The sequence below is a fragment of the Carboxylicivirga fragile genome, assembly GCF_050589805.1.
GTDB classification, from domain to species: Bacteria; Bacteroidota; Bacteroidia; order Bacteroidales; family Marinilabiliaceae; genus Carboxylicivirga; species Carboxylicivirga fragile.
In genome coordinates, this window is sequence record NZ_JBNGOY010000039.1 from 17,745 (window position 1) to 39,559 (window position 21,815).

15 protein-coding genes are annotated in these 21,815 nt (G+C 37.9%); 7 read left to right on the plus strand and 8 right to left on the minus strand.

Features of this window, described 5'->3' with window-relative positions; all coding sequences use genetic code 11:
- Nucleotides 1-25 precede the first annotated feature (25 nt).
- The 6 genes from ACRD7B_RS16355 to ACRD7B_RS16380 form a co-directional block, all read right to left on the minus strand.
- Complete coding sequence (locus ACRD7B_RS16355; RefSeq protein ID WP_430825668.1) at nucleotides 26-787, minus strand: hypothetical protein; 762 nt, start codon at nucleotides 785-787, stop codon at nucleotides 26-28.
- 30 nt (nucleotides 788-817) lie between these two features.
- On the minus strand, nucleotides 818-1,522 hold the full coding sequence (locus ACRD7B_RS16360; RefSeq protein ID WP_430825669.1) for a YkgJ family cysteine cluster protein: 705 nt from the start codon (nucleotides 1,520-1,522) through the stop codon (nucleotides 818-820).
- 36 nt (nucleotides 1,523-1,558) lie between these two features.
- Nucleotides 1,559-3,793 (minus strand): APC family permease, encoded by a 2,235-nt coding sequence (locus tag ACRD7B_RS16365; RefSeq protein WP_430825670.1) that lies wholly within the window; start codon nucleotides 3,791-3,793, stop codon nucleotides 1,559-1,561.
- Between the two features lie 114 nt (nucleotides 3,794-3,907).
- Nucleotides 3,908-4,459: a DUF4136 domain-containing protein gene (locus ACRD7B_RS16370; RefSeq protein ID WP_430825671.1), complete on the minus strand. Its 552-nt coding sequence runs from the start codon at nucleotides 4,457-4,459 to the stop codon at nucleotides 3,908-3,910.
- Nucleotides 4,460-4,665: 206 nt separating this feature from the next.
- A complete protein-coding gene (locus ACRD7B_RS16375; protein WP_430825672.1) occupies nucleotides 4,666-5,967 on the minus strand; it encodes a M18 family aminopeptidase in 1,302 nt (433 codons plus the stop codon).
- A 133-nt stretch (nucleotides 5,968-6,100) separates the two neighbouring features.
- Nucleotides 6,101-6,292 (minus strand): cold-shock protein, encoded by a 192-nt coding sequence (locus ACRD7B_RS16380; RefSeq protein WP_430825673.1) that lies wholly within the window; start codon nucleotides 6,290-6,292, stop codon nucleotides 6,101-6,103.
- Between the two features lie 325 nt (nucleotides 6,293-6,617).
- On the opposite strand from ACRD7B_RS16380, the gene ACRD7B_RS16385 reads away from it, so the two are divergent.
- From ACRD7B_RS16385 to ACRD7B_RS16415, 7 genes are all read left to right on the plus strand, one after another.
- Entirely contained in the window at nucleotides 6,618-8,975 is a 2,358-nt protein-coding gene (locus ACRD7B_RS16385; protein ID WP_430825674.1) for a DNA topoisomerase 3, read from the plus strand.
- A 129-nt stretch (nucleotides 8,976-9,104) separates the two neighbouring features.
- A complete protein-coding gene (locus ACRD7B_RS16390; protein ID WP_430825675.1) occupies nucleotides 9,105-11,462 on the plus strand; it encodes an amino acid ABC transporter substrate-binding protein in 2,358 nt (785 codons plus the stop codon).
- 216 nt (nucleotides 11,463-11,678) lie between these two features.
- Nucleotides 11,679-13,628, plus strand: a complete 1,950-nt coding sequence (locus ACRD7B_RS16395; RefSeq protein ID WP_430825677.1) for an ABC-F family ATP-binding cassette domain-containing protein — start codon at nucleotides 11,679-11,681, stop codon at nucleotides 13,626-13,628.
- A 2-nt stretch (nucleotides 13,629-13,630) separates the two neighbouring features.
- Nucleotides 13,631-14,365, plus strand: coding sequence for a 23S rRNA (guanosine(2251)-2'-O)-methyltransferase RlmB (gene rlmB, locus ACRD7B_RS16400; RefSeq protein WP_430825678.1), 735 nt, complete (start codon nucleotides 13,631-13,633; stop codon nucleotides 14,363-14,365).
- A 192-nt stretch (nucleotides 14,366-14,557) separates the two neighbouring features.
- The gene (locus ACRD7B_RS16405) at nucleotides 14,558-15,637 is read left to right on the plus strand and encodes a uroporphyrinogen decarboxylase family protein (protein WP_430825679.1); all 1,080 of its coding nucleotides are present in this window, start codon (nucleotides 14,558-14,560) and stop codon (nucleotides 15,635-15,637) included.
- A 161-nt stretch (nucleotides 15,638-15,798) separates the two neighbouring features.
- Nucleotides 15,799-16,719, plus strand: a complete 921-nt coding sequence (locus ACRD7B_RS16410) for a DUF6263 family protein (RefSeq protein ID WP_430825680.1) — start codon at nucleotides 15,799-15,801, stop codon at nucleotides 16,717-16,719.
- Nucleotides 16,720-16,892: 173 nt separating this feature from the next.
- Nucleotides 16,893-17,930, plus strand: a complete 1,038-nt coding sequence (locus tag ACRD7B_RS16415) for a serine hydrolase domain-containing protein (RefSeq protein ID WP_430825681.1) — start codon at nucleotides 16,893-16,895, stop codon at nucleotides 17,928-17,930.
- Nucleotides 17,931-18,027: 97 nt separating this feature from the next.
- On the opposite strand, the gene ACRD7B_RS16420 is transcribed toward ACRD7B_RS16415, so the two are convergent.
- Complete coding sequence (locus tag ACRD7B_RS16420) at nucleotides 18,028-18,915, minus strand: dienelactone hydrolase family protein (protein ID WP_430825682.1); 888 nt, start codon at nucleotides 18,913-18,915, stop codon at nucleotides 18,028-18,030.
- 576 nt (nucleotides 18,916-19,491) lie between these two features.
- Nucleotides 19,492-21,699, minus strand: coding sequence for a DUF3352 domain-containing protein (locus ACRD7B_RS16425; RefSeq protein WP_430825683.1), 2,208 nt, complete (start codon nucleotides 21,697-21,699; stop codon nucleotides 19,492-19,494).
- Between the last annotated feature and the right edge of the window lie 116 nt (nucleotides 21,700-21,815).

Genomic DNA, 21,815 nt, shown 5'->3' on the forward strand with positions numbered 1-21,815 from the left:
ATGAAGTATAAGTACTAACTGCGGACTAAGGCCTTCGGACTATTCGCTCATGCTTAGCATTGCTTTTATCAAGTATCGAAACCTTAATCTTTTTATCAGGAAATTCTTCTTGCAAATATTTACGTAATACTAATGAGGGGTGGGCGTGAAGCGAGAATTTGTTGAGGTAATAATAGATCTGGAACACTATTACAGAATCCATCGTATGACGCACGGTGGATGTCTCAATCAAACTTCCATTATTAAAGCGTATGCGATCTAAAACGCTAGCTATCTCATCATCGTAGGGAACTGTGTTTTGGGCTGAATAATGAAATTCATTGCCATTGGGAGATGTAAGAAGTTTTGATTCTTCGCCACGATAGTCTTCAAGTTGATTAATGTGCATGTGGTATTGTGTAATAAACAGGGCTTCCGGGTCGTACTTAAACCTAGGTTTGGCATCGCGATGTACTTGGTTAATCCGGTGTTTTTTAGGATAAAAATTTAGCACGTCAATTATTAAGGAATCACCAACCTTGTATTGATTTAGCACCACTTCATCTATTTTATCAAAGTAGGTGATGCCTTCATGTTCGTAATAATACTTAAGTGTGTGCACTTCGTATCGGCCGCCATTAAACACACTATCGCCATATATGATTCCACTAACCGTGTCGTTAAAAACCAAAACGTAATGGTAAAAATACCATGATCCGGCCAAAGAGAAGACCAGAATACTCATGGCGATGGTACGCAAAATAAAAAAGTTGCGTTGCTTTTTAATGGTTGATTTAGTTTGGCTCATGGCCTGGGTTTTAGGTTTAGTTGTGTTGCTTTATTTCGCACCGTTAAATAAAGGTAATTCATTTAACGAAATATCCTTCTCAACTTCACCATTATTATGAGCCAGCAGCAAACCTTCTTCCAATAACATTTCGCGACTTTTAAGTCCTGTTTCATTTAATCCGCTGTTTAAACCTTCGTTTAACATACGTCCTGCTTGTAAAGGAAATTCAAATAACTGCGGAAAGTTATTCTTATCGTTTGGCTTGTCAAAGAAGGTCTTACAACTAGGTTCGGACATTGAAAGATAAATGCGACAAGTTAATGGGCGCGCTGGATACACACTACATGAGCCATTTTTCAAAAGGGGACAAGCTAGCTTATCTGCAAGTAATTCATCCTCGCTCATTCGTCCTCGCTTTTGATAATTGTCGAAGGCAGTCTGAACAACTAGTTTTTGATCGTCTTCACTGAAATTTAACTTCATGAACTCCCACATAAAATGAATTTCGTGTGAAGTGGCAAATATGGCTTGATGGCAACACCAGCTACAGCCTTTTTTACAATCGAGGGTAACATTTTGGCGTTTTGCTTCCACCGAAAGAGCTTCCACTAATCCGTCTATGGCATCTTGTGCCTGGCGAGTTGTTTGTAGTAATGACTTTTTAGAAATACCATCCCGGTCGGCTGCTAAGGCCAATCGAAGGCCATCGTTAAAAAATACCTTGTCGTTATCTGATAATTGATTTTGATCCATCTATAACTATAGTTTGTTGCAATTAAGGAAATATCTTTAACTAATCTCCTTTTTCTCTTTTGAGTTTACAAATAATATATCGCCCGTTTGCTCATAGCCATCAAATAATTCCATTTGAGAATGTTTGAGCTGTTCTTCTCTAAAACCAACGATGGTTAAACCGGCTTCTGACGAGTATTGATTAATAAGCGTTTTTACAGCTATATTTTCCTCAACAGGCAGAATTTCAATGTTGGATAGAGTGATTGGCAAGCGGCCTGTTTGTACCAGTTCGCGTAATTCATTGCGACTTTCTACCATCTGTTCTTTTGGACAAATGCTGTAAATCACAATTTTGCCCTTGCGCCAATCAGGGTGAGAAAGCACGATGTAGCCTAATAATATCATTAGGTTAGCATTGGTATGATCGGTCGGTTTTATCCAAACATGAATGCCGTTACGGTATTTTATAGCCTTGTTTGATTGTCCAAATACACAAACATCGTAATCGCCTGCGCGAGTTAGATTTATGTTCTCGACTATGCGATCTAACTCTTCAGGTGTATGTTTATCATACTCAAAAATAATCATGTTATTCTCCATGCCCGATATACTTGGCGACTGTATGGTTTGGGCAATGGCTGTGGTGTAGGATGGAGAAATCATTGTATCGATGTAAACCGAGTTATCCTTGTCGTTTTGATTGTGTATTAATTTATCCAGCTCACTCTTAGCATCTAAATATGTTTGTCGTGAGAAATAACCCTCGATGAAGTGAAAATAGGTGCCAAAGCCGTGCTTGTACGAAATCCAATTCATCAGGCTAAATATCTTGTCGCGCTCAAATGAGTTGGTTGAAAGACATAGCGCTGCAGGTCGCCATTCGTTTTTCTCGTATTTACTACGTTTCTGTTGCATGTATACCTGAAGCTTTCGGTTTAATTGAAAAATGGCTTCTTTAAAAATAGCTTCGAAACCTTTACGGTTTTTATGGTAACTGTTAATGTAGATGTACAATAGAGTAATAAAGGCATAGGCCATTATGGTGTACATGGCATTAATCTGAAACATCATCCATACCGATAATAGAAAACCAGCCAAACTAATGTACCATTTTGATCGGAATCGTGGACGGTAGGATGGGGCAGAGCCAAAGTGATTTAAAAAGGAAATGAGGCACAAGGAGCCATAAGTAATCATGAAAAACATGGATATTATCTCGGCTACAAAGTTTACATTGCCCAAACCCACAAATACAAAAGCAATGGCAATGGCTACAATGGTTGCATTTACAGGTTCTTTGGCGGCACCTTTCCCTCTAGATAGAAAGTGATTCACCTTTCGGGCGGGGAAGGATTTATCAGTGGCTAATGCTTGCAAAGTACGAGGTGCCACAAGAATAGAACCCAAGGCTGATGATATGGTAGAAGCAGCTAATCCTAAAGGAATCAGGATAAAGCCACCAATGGCTATGTTTTTCATAACCAATTGGTGGGTCAATAAATCTTCTTGAGATGCTGATGTTGCTAATTTGTAAACCACAGCCAAATAAAACAACATACCTGCAATGGTGGCATACATGGTACCCTTGGGTATACTCTTACCCGGATCTCGTAAATCACCACTCAAACCTACACCGGCTGTCATACCAGTAAAGGCTGGGAAACATATGGCAAACACATGAAAGAATTCTTTTCTATTGAAAAAACCAATGTTCTGATTACCTATGACAGCAGCTTCTGTTTCGCTTGGTGTGCCTACAAAAAAGGCAATTAATGAAATGGCCAAAAGCACCACAACTATGTACAGGGCTTTTACCCCCATATTAGCGCCTTTTTTAAGAATTAATAGAGCTAACCCCGCCATTACAGGCAAACTAATGGCTTGCCTCGGTAATTCCCATCCGTAAGTGCGGCTCCACCACTCAAAAAGTGGTTCAAATGTTTCGGTAAAGGCAATGACGTAAAAGGCAACACTAATGGCTTGCGACATGAAAAGCGCCATACCGATGGTAGCACCAATGTTAAGTCCGAATGAACGAGAAATAATGAAGTATTCACCACCGCCTTCAACTCGTGTATTTGTAGCAATTTCGCTAATGGCCAGGGCTGTTGGTATGGTTATTAAGTGTCCCAATATTATTATTAACAAACCTCCAAACATACCAATTGTACCAATAGCATAACCAAAGCGCAGAAACAAGATAGCTCCTAAGATGGTGGAGATGGCTGTGAAGAAAACTGGAGATGTTCCAAAGCCTTGTTTGTTCTTTGTGGTTGAGGTACTGCTCATGTTTAATCTTTTGCTTAAAAGTAAGAACTTAAATTAAAACTTCTATGATCATAAAGCCAATAAAAAAGCTGTACCGATGAATACGATACAGCTCAATTATGATTTTATAATTTGTTATTTTCTTTTCTTAGGTAATGGGAATTGCTCAAACATTTTTCCAATCATTTTTCGAATTTTTTTCTCAGAGTTCTTTTTACTTCCTTTAAAAGCACCCGTTGCTATTGATTGCCATACCAACTGTTTGTCGTCACGATCAATAATATCGATGATTACAGTCCCTTCTTTATACGAATGATAGTTAACCCTATTGATGCCAGTGCCAATTCCCCATCCATAATTATAAGTATCGCTTCCCCAATAAAAATTATTAACACGATCGAGTGATACCGCATCTTTACCTTGCGTAATCACCATTACTTTAACAAGTAATTCTGGTGAAAGTGTTTCGTTGTAACCACGGCTGCTTAACTCGCTTGAAATAGCATTTGCTACTATCTTCTTGGTTTCTGGGGTCATCATTTCTGATTCCAAGCGTTGCATCATCATGAAATTATTGTACTCCTTAAAACTAACCGTAGGATCAATTTCAGTGATTATTTCAAACGGTTTACAAGAAGCAAAAAGAGCAATGACGATTAAGGTTGCGAATAGTTTTACTGATTTCATCTATAAGTAATGTTTTATAATTTTTTTTCTGACGTGGGTTAAAAGTAGTTATTTTTCTGCAATTGTTTTAACGATTTTGGGTCACGTTGGTTTATTAATGTTTTTTTACTTCGGCGTAATGCCGGAAAATGCAGATGTTGGAGATAAACAAAAGGTTGCTCCATAATTGAAACAACCCTTTATTCTTTAATTAGCTTTTTTATAGTCTACATGTTATAGAAAGCCTTAAAAGCTTTAGTAATGTAGGTATGATCATTGGTTCCGCCTAGTTCACGTATCGAGTGCATACCAAGCATTGGGTTACCAATATCAACCGTACGCATATCTATTTTTCCGGTTGAAACGTTGCCTAATGTTGAACCACCAACCATGTCGGAGCGGTTAACAAATTTCTGAACAGGTACATCAGCTTCTTGACAGATATTTACAAAGGCTGCAGAGCTATCACCATCGCTGGTGTATTTTTGATTGGCATGAATTTTAATAACCGGACCTGCATTCATTACAGGGTGAAGCACAGGGTCGTGTTTTTCAGGATGATTCGGGTGCACCGAATGCGCCATATCAGCCGATATCATAAATGAATTATAGATGCAACGGTGATAATCTTCACGTGTTTTATCCAACTTCTCCATAATGCGCTCTATGATGTTTCTGAAGACAGGAGAGCCCGCTCCTTGTTTGGTTACACTACCCACTTCTTCGTTATCAAATACACATAAAAATTGAGTGTCATCAGTATCCGTGCTGTTGGTGATGGCTTTTAAGCCAGCGTGTACCATTGCTAAGTCATCTAACTTGCCACTCGAAATAAACTCTTGATTTGGCCCAACTAAACATCCCTTTTCAACTTCGTATAAGAACACATCAAAGTCCAAAATGTCTGAAGCATCCACGTTTAATTCTTCGGCCAATAACTTAAGTATGTAATTTTCTTTCTCGAATGTATCGTTAACAATGGTCATAAGTGGCAACATATCCACTTGCTTGTTAAGAGCCATGCCCTCGTTAACTTCACGATTCAGGTGAATGGCCATGTTTGGAATGATTAAAAGAGGTTTCTTTAAATCAACCAATCGGCTTTTGGGATGTAAGGGGTGATCGCCTTTAAGAATGACGCGTCCAGCGATTGACAAAGGTCGATCAAGCCAGGTTAATAAGATTGGGCCACCATATACTTCCGTATTAAGTTTCAGGTAGCCACCTGCAGCAAGCATTTCAGCATCTGGCTTAATTTTAAAACCAGGAGAATCACTATGGGCACTAATTAATTTCATGCCCGTGTTTTCAGGTTCGCCTTGTCCTAGTTTAAAGGCAAATAAAGCTGAGTCATTTTTTGTGGTGTAATATTTACCACCCTTATTTAGTTCCCATACCTGTCCCATGTCCAACTCTTGAAAACCACCCTTCTCCAATTCTTTGGCGGTGTTTTCAATGGCATGAAATGCACTTGGACTATTATCTATAAAGTCAATTAATTCTTGTGCTAACTGTATTTCTTGTGTCATGATGCTTAATCTATATGTTTATCTGCCGAAAGTTAGTTAAAAGGATGAGCTGCAATAATGAGAAAGGTCAATGTTTGAGAAAAAAAAAGCTGTTTCGAGTGAAACAGCTTTGAAAAATTTTGAAATGATAAAGTTATACAACTTTTACATTTACAGCATTTAAGCCCTTACGTCCTTCTTCAAGTTCGTAAGTTACTTCATCGTTTTCTTTAATTTCGTCAATTAAGCCATTAACGTGTACAAAGTACTCTTTGCTAGACTCTTCGTCCTTAATGAATCCATAACCTTTTGAATCATTAAAGAATTTTACAATACCTTTATTCATTATAAAAAAATTTGGTGAAACCAGTTGATAGTTAATGCACTGGTTTCATTACTAAAAATAAATTGTTCCTAACAAATGTAAAAACTATTTTTCAAAGTTTTACTGTGAAATTTGATATTTAAAATAAAAATTACGATTATTTTCAATGAATAGGCAAGAGTGTAGGTTTGTGTTCTTAGGATTATTTATAATTGCCTTGTTACAAGTTGTTTGTATGGTGGTGTTGAAAACTCACGAAAGTTGATTAAATATTTTCAGTGCAGAAACATTATCTTCGCTATGGAAAGAATTGCAATTTAGAAATATATAAAATTACCCGGTCAGAATGATTGTATGTGTTGCCGAGAAACCCAGTGTAGCGAATGAGATTGCTCAAATACTAGGGGCGAAAAATAGACGTGATGGTTATTATGAAGGTAATAACTATCAGGTAACATGGACATTCGGCCATTTGTGTGGATTAAAGGAGCCGCATGAATATTTACCTGAGTGGAAGCGATGGTATATGGGGTCCTTACCAATGATTCCTTCGCGATTCGGTATAAAGGTGATGGACGACTCAGGTATTCAAAAACAGTTTAACACCATAGCCCGATTGGTTAAAACAGCAGATGAGGTGGTTAATTGTGGTGATGCCGGCCAAGAGGGAGAGTTGATTCAGCGATGGGTATTGTTGAAAGCAGGAGCAAAATGCCCCATCAAACGTTTATGGATTTCATCCCTAACTGAGGAGTCCATTAGAGAAGGGTTTGAGAAATTAAAAGCGGGGGAAGAGTTTAATAATTTATATGCAGCTGGTAATTCTCGAGCCATTGGCGATTGGTTATTAGGAATGAATGCTACCCGTTTGTACACTTTAAAATATGGTCAGCAAGGTCAGGTATTATCCATAGGCCGTGTTCAAACCCCTACTTTAGCACTGATTGTTGATCGTCAAAAAAGCATCGATAATTTTAAGCCAGAACCTTATTGGGAATTAAAAACAAAATATAAAGAGGTACTCTTTTCTGCTACCAAGGGGCGTTTCACAAGTAAGGAAGAAGGAACGGCATTTCTTGGTAAGATAAAAGAAGATGAATTTGTAATAAAGGATTTCTCACGAAAGAAAGGTAAAGAGGCGCCGCCAAGGTTATTTGATTTAACATCGCTCCAGGTTGAGTGTAATAAGAAGTTTGCTTTTTCGGCCGATGACACACTTAAAATTATTCAGGCCTTGTACGAAAAGAAAGTAACCACTTATCCACGTGTTGATACGACTTATTTGAGCAACGATATTTATCCAAAAGTACCTGGTATTTTAAAAGGCTTAAAGGATCATGTGCATCTGACCAATCCTTTGTTGAAGGAGAAGTTGAAAAAATCGAAGAAGGTATTTGATGATAAAAAAGTAACCGATCACCATGCTATTATTCCAACAGGTGTGCACGCCAATGCTTTAAGTCGCGATGAAAAGTTAGTGTACGAAATGGTGACGCGTCGGTTTATTGCCGCCTTTTATCCCGATGCCACTATCTCTAATACGCAAGTTTTGGGAAATGCCGGTAATGTTGAGTTTAAAGCAACGGGTAAGCAATTGTTGGCTCCGGGTTGGCGCGTTGTTTTCAACGATGGTAAAGAAGCCGACAAGAAGGACGGAGAAATTATGCCTGAGTTCACTGTAGGTGAATCTGGCCCGCATGAACCACAACTGCTCGAAAAGGAAACCCAGCCTCCGAAGCATTATACGGAGGCAACCTTGCTTCGGGCTATGGAGATGGCAGGTAAGCAGATAGATGATGAAGAGTTGCGCGAAGCGATGAAGGAAAATGGTATTGGCAGACCATCTACACGAGCAGCCATTATCGAAACCTTATTTCGTCGCAAGTACATCTCGAAGAATCGTAAAAATCTGCATCCAACCATTACAGGCACGCAGTTAATTGATACCATAAAAGATGACCTTCTTAAATCGGCTGAGTTAACGGGTATTTGGGAAAAGAAATTGCGCCAGATTGAATTGGGCGAATACGATGCCACTGAATTTATGAAAGAGCTGAAGCAGATGGTGTCTGATGTTGTTTTTCATGTCAAACACGACCGTTTCGCTAAGAAGGTGGAATTAGTTGAAGAAGAAGAACCAGCTAAAAAAGAAAGCAAACCCAAGAGTAAAAAAACACCAGTGAAGTTAATTTGTCCGGTTTGCAAAGAAGGTACCATGCTTAAAGGGAAAAGTGCCTGGGGCTGTTCGCGCTATAAGGAAGCTTGTAAAACCTTAATCGCTTTTAAATTCATGGCTAAGAATTTAAGTGATAATCAAATTGAGCAATTGATACTAAAAGGCCAAACCGGATTAATTAAAGGCTTTGAAGAGGAAGGGGTTAAAGTAAATGGGCGTGTTCAGTTTAATGGCGGTGTATTAAGTTTACAAAAGGAAGAGGAGGCCGTTTGGACTTGTCCGGCATGTTTGAAAGGTGTAATTGTTGAGGGCAAAACGGCGTATGGCTGTAATAACTTTAAGAACGGTTGTAAATTGCGTTTACCATTTGAATTTATGGGTAAAAAGCTGAATAAGAAACAAATTGAAATGCTTGTTTTGAAAGGCAAAACCAATACGATTAAAGGTTTTAAAGATACCCAATCAGGCAATGATGTTGCTGGTTACCTCTTGATCGATGGAGGGCAATTGGTTTTTAAACCTAGCTAAATTCACATTATTTTGTTTGATGTCACGGCTTTTCTTATTTTTGATGGCTCGTAAAAATATGGCGTCATTTTTGTGAAATAGAATCCCATAATTTACGTTTATCAGTATTGATAATTGATTTTACTAAGAATGAAGTATTCCCAAACTATATTTGCAATTTTCATATCGGCTTTGTTAATGCTATTTTCTTTTGAAGGAAAGGCACAAACAGAGGAAGTCAAAGGCAAAGAAAAAATTAGCATTAAAGGACAAGTTTATTATTTACATCGTGCACAAAAAGCGGAAGGTCTTTTTCGAATAGGTGTGAATTACGGTGTGTCGGAAAAAGAAATTTTGGAAGCTAATCCTGAAGCTGCATTTGGAATTAAGGAAGGGCAATTACTTAAGATTCCTGTTATATCCGGCCGTAACAGTACCAAACAAGAATTAGATTCGACGGCGTACATATATCATACCGTTGAACAAGGGCAAACGGTGTTTTATCTTTCGCAGAAATATGACGTGCCTAAAGAGGTTATTCACAAATATAACCCAGGTAGTGATCAGCAATTACTCCTTGGTACTATCATTAAAATACCGAAACAATACGATGTAAAATCACCAATTGATAATAAAGATAAGGACAATGGCTTTGTGCTACATACGGCAAAGCCAAAAGAGAATATTTATGCCTTATCGCAAAAATACGGTGTAAGTATTGAATCCATCATCGAATCTAATCCTGTGTTACGTTCAGGTGTTTTGCCAAATGGCTCGGTAATTCGGATACCCATAGTTGAAAAGGAAGCGGAAGTTGCAGATACCAATAACGAGGTTTTGGAAGATGAATTGTATATTTATCACAAGATTGAGGCAGGTGAAACTTTGTTTAGTATTTCGCAAGTGTATCATTGCAAGCTAAATACCGTTCAGGATGCCAATAAATCAATCGATCCAGAGGATTTGCCATTAGGTTTTGTGGTTCGAATTCCTAAGTTATCCATGAAGAAGGGAGCGGATCATAACTCAAACAGTGATTTATTTACCATTCATAAAGTCAAGCGTAAAGAAGGTTTGTACGCCATTTCTCGTAATTATAATATTGATGCGGATATTATTCGTACAGTCAATTCGGAATATGATTTAAACAATCTGAAAAAGGGAATGTTATTGCGTATCCCAAATCGTCATTGGTTTAAAATGACATCAGATCAAGAACGAATGGCTAAAGAAGCAGCAGCAGAGGAAAGTAAATCGAAGGTTGAAATAAGTGAAGTTGACTGCAATGCCTATCGTTACGATTTAAATAAACCAACACTTAAGGTGGCAGTTCTTTTGCCATTTAATGTTGAAGCCAGTAAGCGGGTTAATATTATTGAAGAAGAGGTTGATGGTGAGATAGTAGTGAAAGATAGGGACGAGAAGATAATTTCGCGACACTCAAAGGTATTTGTTGAGTTTTATCAAGGAACTTTATTGGCCATCGATTCAATGAAGAAACAAGGCGTGAACATTGAATTATTTACATACGACACAGCTCCGGATACCAATAAGGTTAAACGAATTTTGGCTTATCCTGAGATGGTTTACATGGATTTAATAATAGGACCGGCTTATACAAGTAACCTGCGCTTGGTATCTGATTTCTCGAAACAGTACAATGTGCCAATGGTTTATCCATTCTCAACAAAGAATTCAGAATTAGCTTCCAATCCACGTTTATTTCAGGCCATGCCAATCGATACCTTATTGTTCGATAAAATGGCCAATCAAATAATAAATTCTGCTAAAAATAAACGTATTGTTTTAGTGCGTACCGAAGATTCAGAATCGGTTTATGAGCGCAAGTTGAGTAAATTATTTACCGAGAAAATATATTGGGAAAGCCTTAAAAAAGGTGAGGTACCCGACTTTGTAGAATATAAGTTCAAACAAGATGACTTGGCCAGTTTAGAGCAAATGTTTGCCAAGGATAGAGCAAATGTGGTTGTAATACCATCGGTAGAAGAAGCACAAGTAAACCGAATTATCACAACTGTAAAAGGAGCTAAGGAAAAAACAAAGGCGGATATTACCCTTTGGGGAATGCCGGAGTGGTTGCGTTACCAAACCATTAATCCTGAGGATATACATCGCTTAAATGGCCACTTATTTAGTTATTATGCTATTGATTACAACAATAAGGAAACCTTTAGCCTGATTCAGAAATATAGAACTTGGTTTAAAACCGAGCCAATGTCAATATCGCCTTATTTCCAAAATGCCAGTGTGAAATCGAATATGAGCCGCTATAGCTTGTGGGGATACGATGTGAGTTATTACTTTTTGAGTGCACTTAAAAGTTATGGAAAGCAGTTTGATTATTGTCTAGATCAACATCAACCGCATGCTATGCAAACTGCTTTGAAATTTCGTCGCCTATCAAACTGGAGTGGTTTAGTAAATGAAAGCTTGTATATACTGCATTTTACTCCCGATTATCAATTTAGGATTAAAGAGATTGACTAGAGTAGTAAGTAGATGTTAAAAACGATTGTGTTCATTGAGTTTTGTTAATTAGGACTTTATGTTGTTGATTCTATATTTTTAATCGCTTCGGTTTTACTCTTAGAATGAATGCGGAAGTTATTTTTGGACAGCTTCTTGCATTTCGCACAACTTTAGTTAGTACTTCTGCATAGTAATCACACTATTTGCAGTTATCTTTGCACAAATTTTTAAGGAATGGTATCAATTAATCAGTTAACTGTTGATTTTGGAGGTTATAAGCTCTTTGAGGATGTATCTTTTATGATACCGCCAAAAGATAGGATTGGCCTAATTGGAAAGAATGGAGCAGGTAAATCAACCTTGTTAAAGATTATGGCTGGTTTGATGGAGCCAACCACTGGTGAAGTTACTAAACCAAAGGAGTTCAAAATTGGTTATCTACCCCAGCATATGAACTATGCTGATACGCGCACTGTAATTGATGAGGTGGAGTTGGCCTTTGGTGAAATAAAATTACTTGAGAAGCAGATTGCAGACATCAACAATGAGATTGCAGAGCGAACGGATTACGAGTCGGAAGGATATATGAGTTTGCTCGATCGCTTAAATGACAAAACGGAGCGATTTAACTTAATGGGTGGTGCAAATCATACCGGATTAATTGAAACCACTCTTAAGGGACTTGGATTCGAAGCTTCCGATTTTCAACGAAATACAGGGGAGTTCAGTGGAGGATGGCGCATGCGCATCGAATTGGCAAAAATACTATTGGAGCAACCCGATATCTTTCTTCTGGATGAGCCAACTAACCACCTTGATATTGATTCCATTCAATGGTTGGAGGATTTCTTGAAGACCTACAGTGGTGCAGTGGTGCTTATTTCGCACGATAAGGCCTTTTTAGATAATATTACTAAGCGCAGCATTGAGATATCGCTTGGCCGCATTTATGACTATAAAGCCAGCTATTCGCGTTTTATGGAGTTGCGTAAGGAGCGTCGTGAACAACAGGAGAATGCTTTTAAGAATCAGCAGAAGAAGATTGAGGATACTGAAAAGTTTATTGAACGATTTCGATATAAAGCAACCAAGTCAGTTCAGGTTCAATCGCGAATAAAACAGTTGGAGAAGATAGATCGGATTGAGGTTGATGAGTTTGATAATTCGGCTTTAAATATAAAGTTTCCACCAGCTCCACGTTCAGGAACGGTTGTTGTTAAGGGTGAGCAAGTAAGCAAATCATATGGTGATTTATTGGTGCTTGATGAGGTTGATATGAGCATTGAGCGTGGTGAGAAAATAGCCTTTGTAGGTAGAAATGGTGAGGGTAAAACTACCATGGCTCGTATTATTATGAATGAGTTGGCGCACCAAGGTAAGTTAACGCTGGGGCACAATGTAAAGATTGGTTATTTTGCCCAGGATCAGGCAGAGCGCTTAGATGATAGTCATACGGTTTTTGAAACCATTGATTTGGTTGCGGTTGGTGATATTCGCACTAAGGTAAGAAACCTGTTGGGAGCCTTCATGTTTAGTGGCGAAAGTGCCGATAAGAAAGTAAGTGTATTATCGGGTGGAGAACGCACACGATTGGCAATGGTTAAGTTGTTGCTCGAGCCTGTTAATTTGTTGATACTGGATGAGCCGACCAACCACTTGGATATGCGCTCTAAAGATATACTTAAGCAAGCCCTAAGAGATTTTGAAGGCACCGTGATCTTGGTATCACACGACAGGGAGTTTTTGGATGGCTTGGTTGAAAAGGTTTATGAATTCAGACACAAGAAAATAAAGGAACACTTAGGAGGGATTTACTACTTTTTGGAGAAGAAGCGTCTTGAGAACCTGAATGATTTAAATAAGGGTATTGCTTCAAAAAGGAAGGTTCAGACTGATAAAACAGAGAGTGTTGCTAAATTATCGTTTGAAGAACGTAAGGAGCTTAGCCGAAAAGTGAAGAAGGCTCAAAAGCAGGTGGAGCAAAGCGAAACTAAAATTGCTGAACTTGAGTTGGAGCTTGAAACACTTACGGAAGAAATGAATAAGCCTGAAAATGCTTCGGATGAAAGTATGTTTAAGCGTTACCATCAGGTTGAGAAAGCGCTGGAGGAAGAAATGGAAAGCTGGGAGCAGGCTCACAGTGAATTTGAACAATTAGAACAACAAAAACGAGAAATAGACTAGTTATGGCAAAAGAACAAATGGTATTTGGTATTAGAGCCGTTGAAGAAGCAATTGCTGCCGGTAAAGAAATTGAGAAGGTATTTATCAAAAAAGGCTTGCAAGGGACACTATTTCAGGGTTTTTTGGATGAAGTAAGGGCAAATGAAATTCCTTTTCAATTTGTGCCCATCGAGAAACTTAATCGCATTACCCGTAAGAATCATCAGGGTATTATAGCGATGATTTCGCCTGTTGTTTATCAAAGTATCGAACAATTGATACCGATGCTGTACGATGAGGGTAAAGAGCCTTTTGTACTAATCCTGGATCACTTAACAGACATACGTAATTTCGGTGCCATAGCCCGTACGGCCGAATGTGCTGGTGTACATGCGATAATTATACCTGAGCGTGGAGGTGCCCCAATTAATAGCGATGCTATTAAAACATCAGCTGGAGCATTACATACAATTCCTGTTTGTCGTGTAAATAGTTTAAATACCACAGCAGAATTTCTTAAGAATAGTGGATTGAAATTAGTAGCCGCCACCGAAAAAGGGGCAGAGGATTACGATAAAGTTGATTATAGTGGACCCTTGGCCTTGATTATGGGAGCAGAAGATACAGGTGTGTCCTCTCAATTGCTTGCTGTGTCTGATGTCAAGAGTAAAATTCCTATTCTCGGAGAGATACAATCTTTAAATGTTTCGGTAGCAGCTGGTGTTTTGATGTATGAAATTTTGAAATCGCGGAAGTAAAAAAAATATAAAACTAACTTAAAAGAGTTCGTTTACCTGTAAACAGAGGGCAACAACCAAATATATACGGTGTTTTTAGTGTAAGGTTTCATCACATTTATCTACAGAAATTTGATTTTTCTCATAATCTTTCTAATTTCGGAAGGTTTTGCGATGATAAAAATCACAATTTTTTAATCAAAAGCAACGTTTATGATCCACAAGGAAAGAGTCCTAAAAGTAATAAATAAGGAGCAAGCAGATCGCGTTCCTTTTTTCTATTGGGATGTACCCGAGTTTGGTGTTAAGTTGATGAAACACCTTGGGTTAGATAATCGTGACCAGCTTCTGGAGTATTTAGATGTTGATTTCAGATGGGTAGAGCCAGATTATATTGGTAAAGATCTCATCAAAGCAGGCGGCAAAGAAAAAGTTGATATCTGGGGTGTAGGTTATTCTAGGGTTCAAAATGGAGATTTTGAATTTTGGGAAGCCACTAATTTTCCACTTCAAGGTGTTACAGAGCCCGATGTACTTGAAAAGTACTCATGGCCAACGGTCGATTTGTTTGATTTCACCACATTGGCTGGAAAGATTGAAAAGTATAAAGGTTATGCAGTTATGACCGCACCAGGTTATTCCTCGCCAGGTTTGTTTCGTATTATCCAACGTTTGTTGGGGCGCGAAGCGTTTATGGATGTTATTATGTATCATCCGAAATTTTTTGAGGCATTGACTCAAAAAGTCACTAAGTTTTATACCGATTTTATTGAGCAGTTATTTGCAAATGGTGGTGAGAAATTAGATTTCATCCGCATTGCCGATGATTTTGGTACGCAAAGTGGTTTGGCCATTAGTAACGATATTTGGGAGCAATATTGCAAGCCAGCCATTGAAGCCTTTACCGAATTACCTAAGAAACATGGAGTGAAATTTTATATGCATTCATGTGGAGCGGTTCGTAAGTTAATACCTGAGTTTGTTAGTATTGGTGCATCCATTTTGGATCCAATACAAACCAGAGCAAGTGGTATGGAACCATCGGGTTTGAAAGAAGATTTCGGTAATTACATTACATTTTGTGGGGCACTGGATGAAGAGTTGTTACTTCGTCAAGGTACACCACAGCAAGTAAAAGACGGTGTGAAAGAGCTTTTGGATACCATGGCTCCAAGAGGTGGTTTTGTGTTAGGTCCATCACACAAACTTAAAATAGAAACGCCGGTCGAGAATGTGTTAGCCATGTATGAGGCTGCAAAAGAATGGAGATATGAAACCGAATGTATAACATAGTGATAGTATATCATTTTGTTTATTATCCCGATAATTATCGGAATTAAGTCATTGAATAATCGCATTACTTTAACCTTGCTTTGTATTACAGAGCAAGGTTTTTTTTGTGGCATTGCTTAAAAATTTATTAGCTTCGTTCAAACAAAATAAAACCTTATACTATGAATCAAGTTTCGAAGATTACCGCATTGCTTTTATTGGCTCTTTTAATTTTACCCTCAACTATACAAGCACAGTTACGTTATAATTTGAAAGTAGGAGAGATGTATGGGCTGAAACAAGAGTCTTTTCAAGATATAACTCAGAATATTCAAGGAATGACGCAAAATATTAAAAATACCATTGGCGGTGACATTACTGTTACCATCGTCTCAAAAAGCAAAGGAGTGTACACATCCACCTTAGTGTTTGAATCTTTGTTATTTAAAATGGAAAGTACTATGTTCACCATAGCATATGATTCTAAAGACGAAGCTCAGGAAGAAAATATGTTATCGAAAGCATTTGATGCTATTGTTGATTTTGAGTTTACCATGATATTTGACGAGACAGGAGAAATTACTGAAGTAAGAGGCTCTGAGAAATTGTTGGAAAAGATCGCTTTGTCATATGGTAAAAGCATTGATGAATTGGGTATGGTTGCTGAGAGTGTTAAGACACAGTTTAGCGATAAGAGCATGAAACAGAACATGAGTTCAATGCTTTTGGTGTATCCTGATGAAAAACTTAAAGTGGGTACGGAGTGGACAAACGAAGTAGTAACAGCTGGAGCAATGCCCATCGTTAGCAATTACAATTATGTGGTAACAAGCGCTAATAAGTCGATTATTGAACTGAAGGGTACCGGTAAGATGACTGCGGATGATAGTGCTGGTTCGGAACAAAATGGCATGACACAAAACTTTGATTTAAGTGGTGATGTAATTGTAAGCGCTACTATTGACGCTAAAACAGCTTGGCCTCAATCAATGGAACTTAATCAAGAGATGGAAGGAAGTGTAAGCATTGAATCGCCGCAATTACCAGTACCAATGGAAGTGCCAATGACTATTAGTAGCAAATCTACTTATAAAGCTTATTAATACGTATAAATAATTCTTTTAATAGTGTGAACATAAAGGGTGTACAATTGCTTATATGGTAAGTATTGTTAATTCTAATTTATGCAGAAAGAGTAAGTGTATTGGGTTTAAGAATATGTTATAACATATTTAATGAGCTTAATTCAATTGCTTTAAGCTAGCAATATACATTTATGAAAAAGAATAAATCAAAACAATTATTCAGAATCGTATTATTGGTTGGAACAGTCGTATCGCTGTTTTTCGTTCCATGGTTATTGGTAAAGGCGTGGATAGTGCCTTTGCCAGAGACTGTTCAGGAACAATGTGATGAAGCCATTGGACATGGATTTGATGGAATGATTGTATACATAGATCAAAAGGGTCAAGTTCCCCAGTATTATACTTCGGGTTGGCATAAGAGAGAAACCAAGATACCCGCCAAACATGATGCACTATTTAAAATTGCCAGCATAAGTAAATTGTACGATGCCGTGGCTATTACCAAATTGGTCGGTGATGGACGGCTTTCTTTGGATAAAACAATCGCTGATTATTTACCTGAACTTGTTGGGAGAATCGCTTATGCTGATAAAATTACCTTGAAGTTAATGGTGCAACATAGAAGTGGCATCCCCAATTTTACGGACGCTCCAAAATTTTGGGAGGCTCCAACAGGTTCCTTTGACGAAAGTCTTGCCTTAATTGATGGTATGCCTGCTAATTTTGAACCTGACGAAAATTATGAGTATTGTAATACAAACTATTTGTTACTTAATAGAATCATGGATGATGAGTTGGGGTATGGTAACTTTCAATTCGTTCAAGAAGAAATTCTAAAGCCACTTGCACTTAACAACACCTTTGGCTCAGTAAGTGAAGTAAACATTGAAGATGTGATGAGTGGCTATCATGTAGGTTATCCCCATGATTTAAAGGGAAATGATTATGGCATGCAAGCCTCAGCTAAAGATGTAGGCACTTTCCTAAGAGCATTAAATGATGGTTCTCTGTTTGAACCTGGAGAACAGGAAATATATTCATCCATCTATGAATTTGAGCATTCAGGTTGGGTTCCAGGCTACCAAAGTTTTGCCTTTTATAACAAAGAGCTTGATGCTGTTGTTGTTGCCTTCTATAGTACAACCGATGCTAAATTGTACAATTGGAACTTATCAGAAATTATAAATAATCGAATAGTGAAAATATTGAAAAAGCAAAAAAGCTCATAACATTGTATGAGCAATCATTTCGCTAATTATTTGAGAAGGAATATGTCCTCGAATAAAATTTGCTTATGATTGTTTTAAGCTATTATATGAGTTTAAACTAACTAAGTTTTTCTTTAAAGAAATCGATGGTTCGTTGCCATGCTAATTTCGCTGCAGCCTCGTCGTAACGTGGTGTGGTATCGTTATGGAAACCATGATTTGCATCTTCATACATATAAGCTTTATAGCTTTTATTGTTTGCCTTTAATGCTTCCTCGTAGGCTGGCCAGCCAGTATTCACTCTTTTATCTAATGATGCAAAGTGCAAAAGTAATGGTGCTTTAATTAAAGGAACATCTTCGGCTTTAGGTTGCCCACCATAAAAAGGTACGGCTGCTGGTAAATCTGGAATGCGAACGGCCATCATATTCGAAATCCAACCACCGAAACAAAAACCAACAACACCAACTTTTCCATTACTTTCTCCATGATCTTTCAAAAATGCTTGAGCAGCAATAAAATCTTCTAGCATTTCATTTTTGTCTCTGGTCTTTTGCATCGTACGACCTTCATCATCCGTACCCGGATAACCTCCTATGGGCGAAAGAGCATCTGGCGCAAAAGCAATAAATCCATCTAAGGCAGCCCTTCGGGCAACATCTTCAATATGAGGATTAAGACCTCTATTTTCATGAACAATAATAATTCCGGGCAATTTGGCGGAATTGTTTGCAGGTCGTGTAAGCAGGCCTTTAATGACTCCTCCACCTTTTGACGAATTATATTCGATGTATTCTGACTTTAATCTTAAATCATTGGATGCTATTTGTTGAGCAGCAACGTAATTAGGCATTAAAAAGTTCAATAAGCCTGCAACAGTAATTCCTCCTACTGCATAGGTAGTAAGCTTATTAACAAATTCACGTCGACTGAATTTATTGTGGGCATAACCATCGTATAAATCAAAAACCTCTTGTTTTATGTCTTTCTTGCTGATCTTCTTCATGACAATATGATTTGATTTACTTATTATAACATCTTATAAATGAAAATGTTTGCCTTGATGTTTGTCTGGTGGTTTGAGCTGTTGAAATATTTAGAATGCTATTCTTTTAATGATGGGTTTAAATTCGAACTTGGAATTAATTGAGAAAGAAATAAAATAAGAAATAGCTAACTTAGCCTTGAGCTATTATAATATATTATTCACAGTAGATGGATAAACAGATTACAGAGACATTAATATGACAGAACCTTTACAGCGATATTTTACAGATAACTTTAAATGCAACGAGAATGAAATTTCTGAAATTACGAATTATTTTAAAGCTATATGTTGGCTGTGTCGCATGCTGATTTTAAATTGGCATTGAGCAGAATCTCCTTTTTTTAAAATTTCTACATTAAACTGCTCGAAAGAACCTATGTCCAATGGTTTTATAAATTTAGCTTGATGTCTAGACTCATCTATCTGCATACGGTTTATTTAAAGTGCTTTAAAACCGAAACATCCCAACATTTCGGCAAGCTCAATGTAACACATCTAACATCCTAACATCTGCACATCGAACATCTTTAAACCTTACTCTTGTCCCTTGCGCCAACTCTCTTTACTTAGTAATTCGCCTGCTTTGGTGTAATGTTTCCATTTTCCATGACGCAGACCATTCTTGTATCTGCCTTCAATCTTTAATTGTCCGTTGCGGTAGTAATAAAATGCATCGCCATCAAATAGGCCATCGTCAGATGTGAGCTCAGCTTTTTTGCGGCTATTGCTGTAATATTCCTTATAGTCGCCAACCATTACGTCATCATCAAACTCTACTTCGGCTTTTATATTATGCGCTTCATCGTCGAAATAAAAAATAGCCATGCCATCAACTTTTCCATCGTTATAGGGGATGGCAGCTTTAATGCGGCCACTGGTATAATAACTACGCCATAAACCATGTAAGAGACTGTCGCGCATTTCTCCTTCGTGAATAATGAGACTATCTTGTACCCGCTCAGGATGTGTCACCCAATAGTCAACATGGCCTTCGCTCCAGGGAAAAGTATCGTCGGGAATTAACTTGAATTTCAATTCGCGGTATTCATCCACATATAGTTCCTCTGCTGAGTTTTGTAGTTTTTCCAACTCCTCGTATAACATGGTGTTATCATCGTGCTGTGCCAGTATGCTGGTTTCAAAAAAGGCATCACTAGAGTTTAGCTGACAGCCGATGTTGGCAAATTTTATCAGTAGATTTTTATTTTGTTTCAAACTTTTTCGTGCATCAGCATTACTGTAATGATAAAGGTGCTGATAAACTTTTGGCATTTGAATGAACATGGAGAAGTTGCACTGTGGTTCGAATTGAGCGATAAATTCGTTGAATGAAGGTGTGCGTGCCAGTGTATTCCCAACTAGGTAATCATCGATCATATCCATTAATGAACTGGCCGAGTTTGAAAATACCACATAGTTATCGATGTAAGCAAAATAGGGTTTTTCCATGTTTGACATCAATCCGCCAAAGAATAGTTTAAAGAATCCTTTCATCTGCAAAAGGTGGATGTGATGGTTGCGGTATTCGATTTGATCGAACCTTACAGGCGTGCGCTTTTTTATGTGTTGAAGCAAAAGTGCCATTTTTTCCTTGGCCAAATCAATGTCATTCGCTTTAATGGCCATGAGCGCATCCAATTCTCGTGCATTCGATTCTGGTCGTAATTTTGCCAAAGCAAATTCGCCATCCAACCACGAGAATAATACATCGTCAAAATCAAGGTCTAACCACTTTTCGCTTCGTTCAATATTTTCGATGTATTCTTCATGTTTAATCGAATCACTGGCTTTGTGTTCTTTCAGTAAGTCATCATAAAAATCGCGAAAGTTCCCAGTGTTCAGGGTCATCATAATGGCTGTCTTGGCCGGAAACAAAGTATGCGCTTCCAAATCGCCAGCTTGCGCTTTTGCCAATGCTTTTACAATGGATGGGATAGAGTCGTGATAGTTGGTAAAGCCGTTTAACTGAATGTTTTTTTCTTGCCAATGCGCTACCATAGCCGAGTAAGCCATTACTTCGCTTAGATCTACTAATATTGGTTTTAAATCAGGGTATTGACTGCCCGCAAAAAGGTGTAATTGACTGTAGTTGATGTATAAGTTGAGCAGGCCAGAGCTATTTCTTTGTTGAGCAGCAATAAACTTATCATTCTGAAACCCGATTCCACTGTTTAGTTCTTTGATGCTTAGTTTTAATAGTTGAGACGAAAAGGAGCCAATTAGCAGGTTTTCTTTTATACTAAGATGGATAATGTCCTGTGGCTGATCGTAGCAAAGGCTATAGATTTTGGTATCATCATAATTATGTTCGCCCAATTCATAATCGAATAGTTTGGCCAATTGTGGAAGTACCGATAATTGTCCGTACTTACCAATATCAATGGCAAAAACGGTTTCAAAATCGCTATTGTTGAGCATTTGTACCGAAATAGCCAGAGGCCGATTTTTAAAGAGCTTTCTTAAAATAGCATTCTCCATCATTAGCGAATCGAAATGCATCATGTTGGCATCATACTCATCTAAAAGGTCTGCCTCAATTAAACTTTCCCAAAGGGCACTTTCTTTTACTTCTTTCCAGCCAAGTGTCAGGTTCTCGGTTTCCACTACAATTACTGAACTAGGGTGCATGGCTTCAATGCATTGCAATTTATCAACCTTAAGTGTTTGCATATAGATGAAGAAAGCGCCAATACCCAAGGTAATGATGGCAATAGCGATTAGGAAGTATTTTAGAAATCTCATAATTGAGCTTTGATTAGAATTTAGCTCTAATTAAGCAATATTTTTAGAAGCAGAGAAGTGAAGGGCAGAAGAAGCAATTAATTTAGATTGATTTTTTATACTCATCCGATGACTAT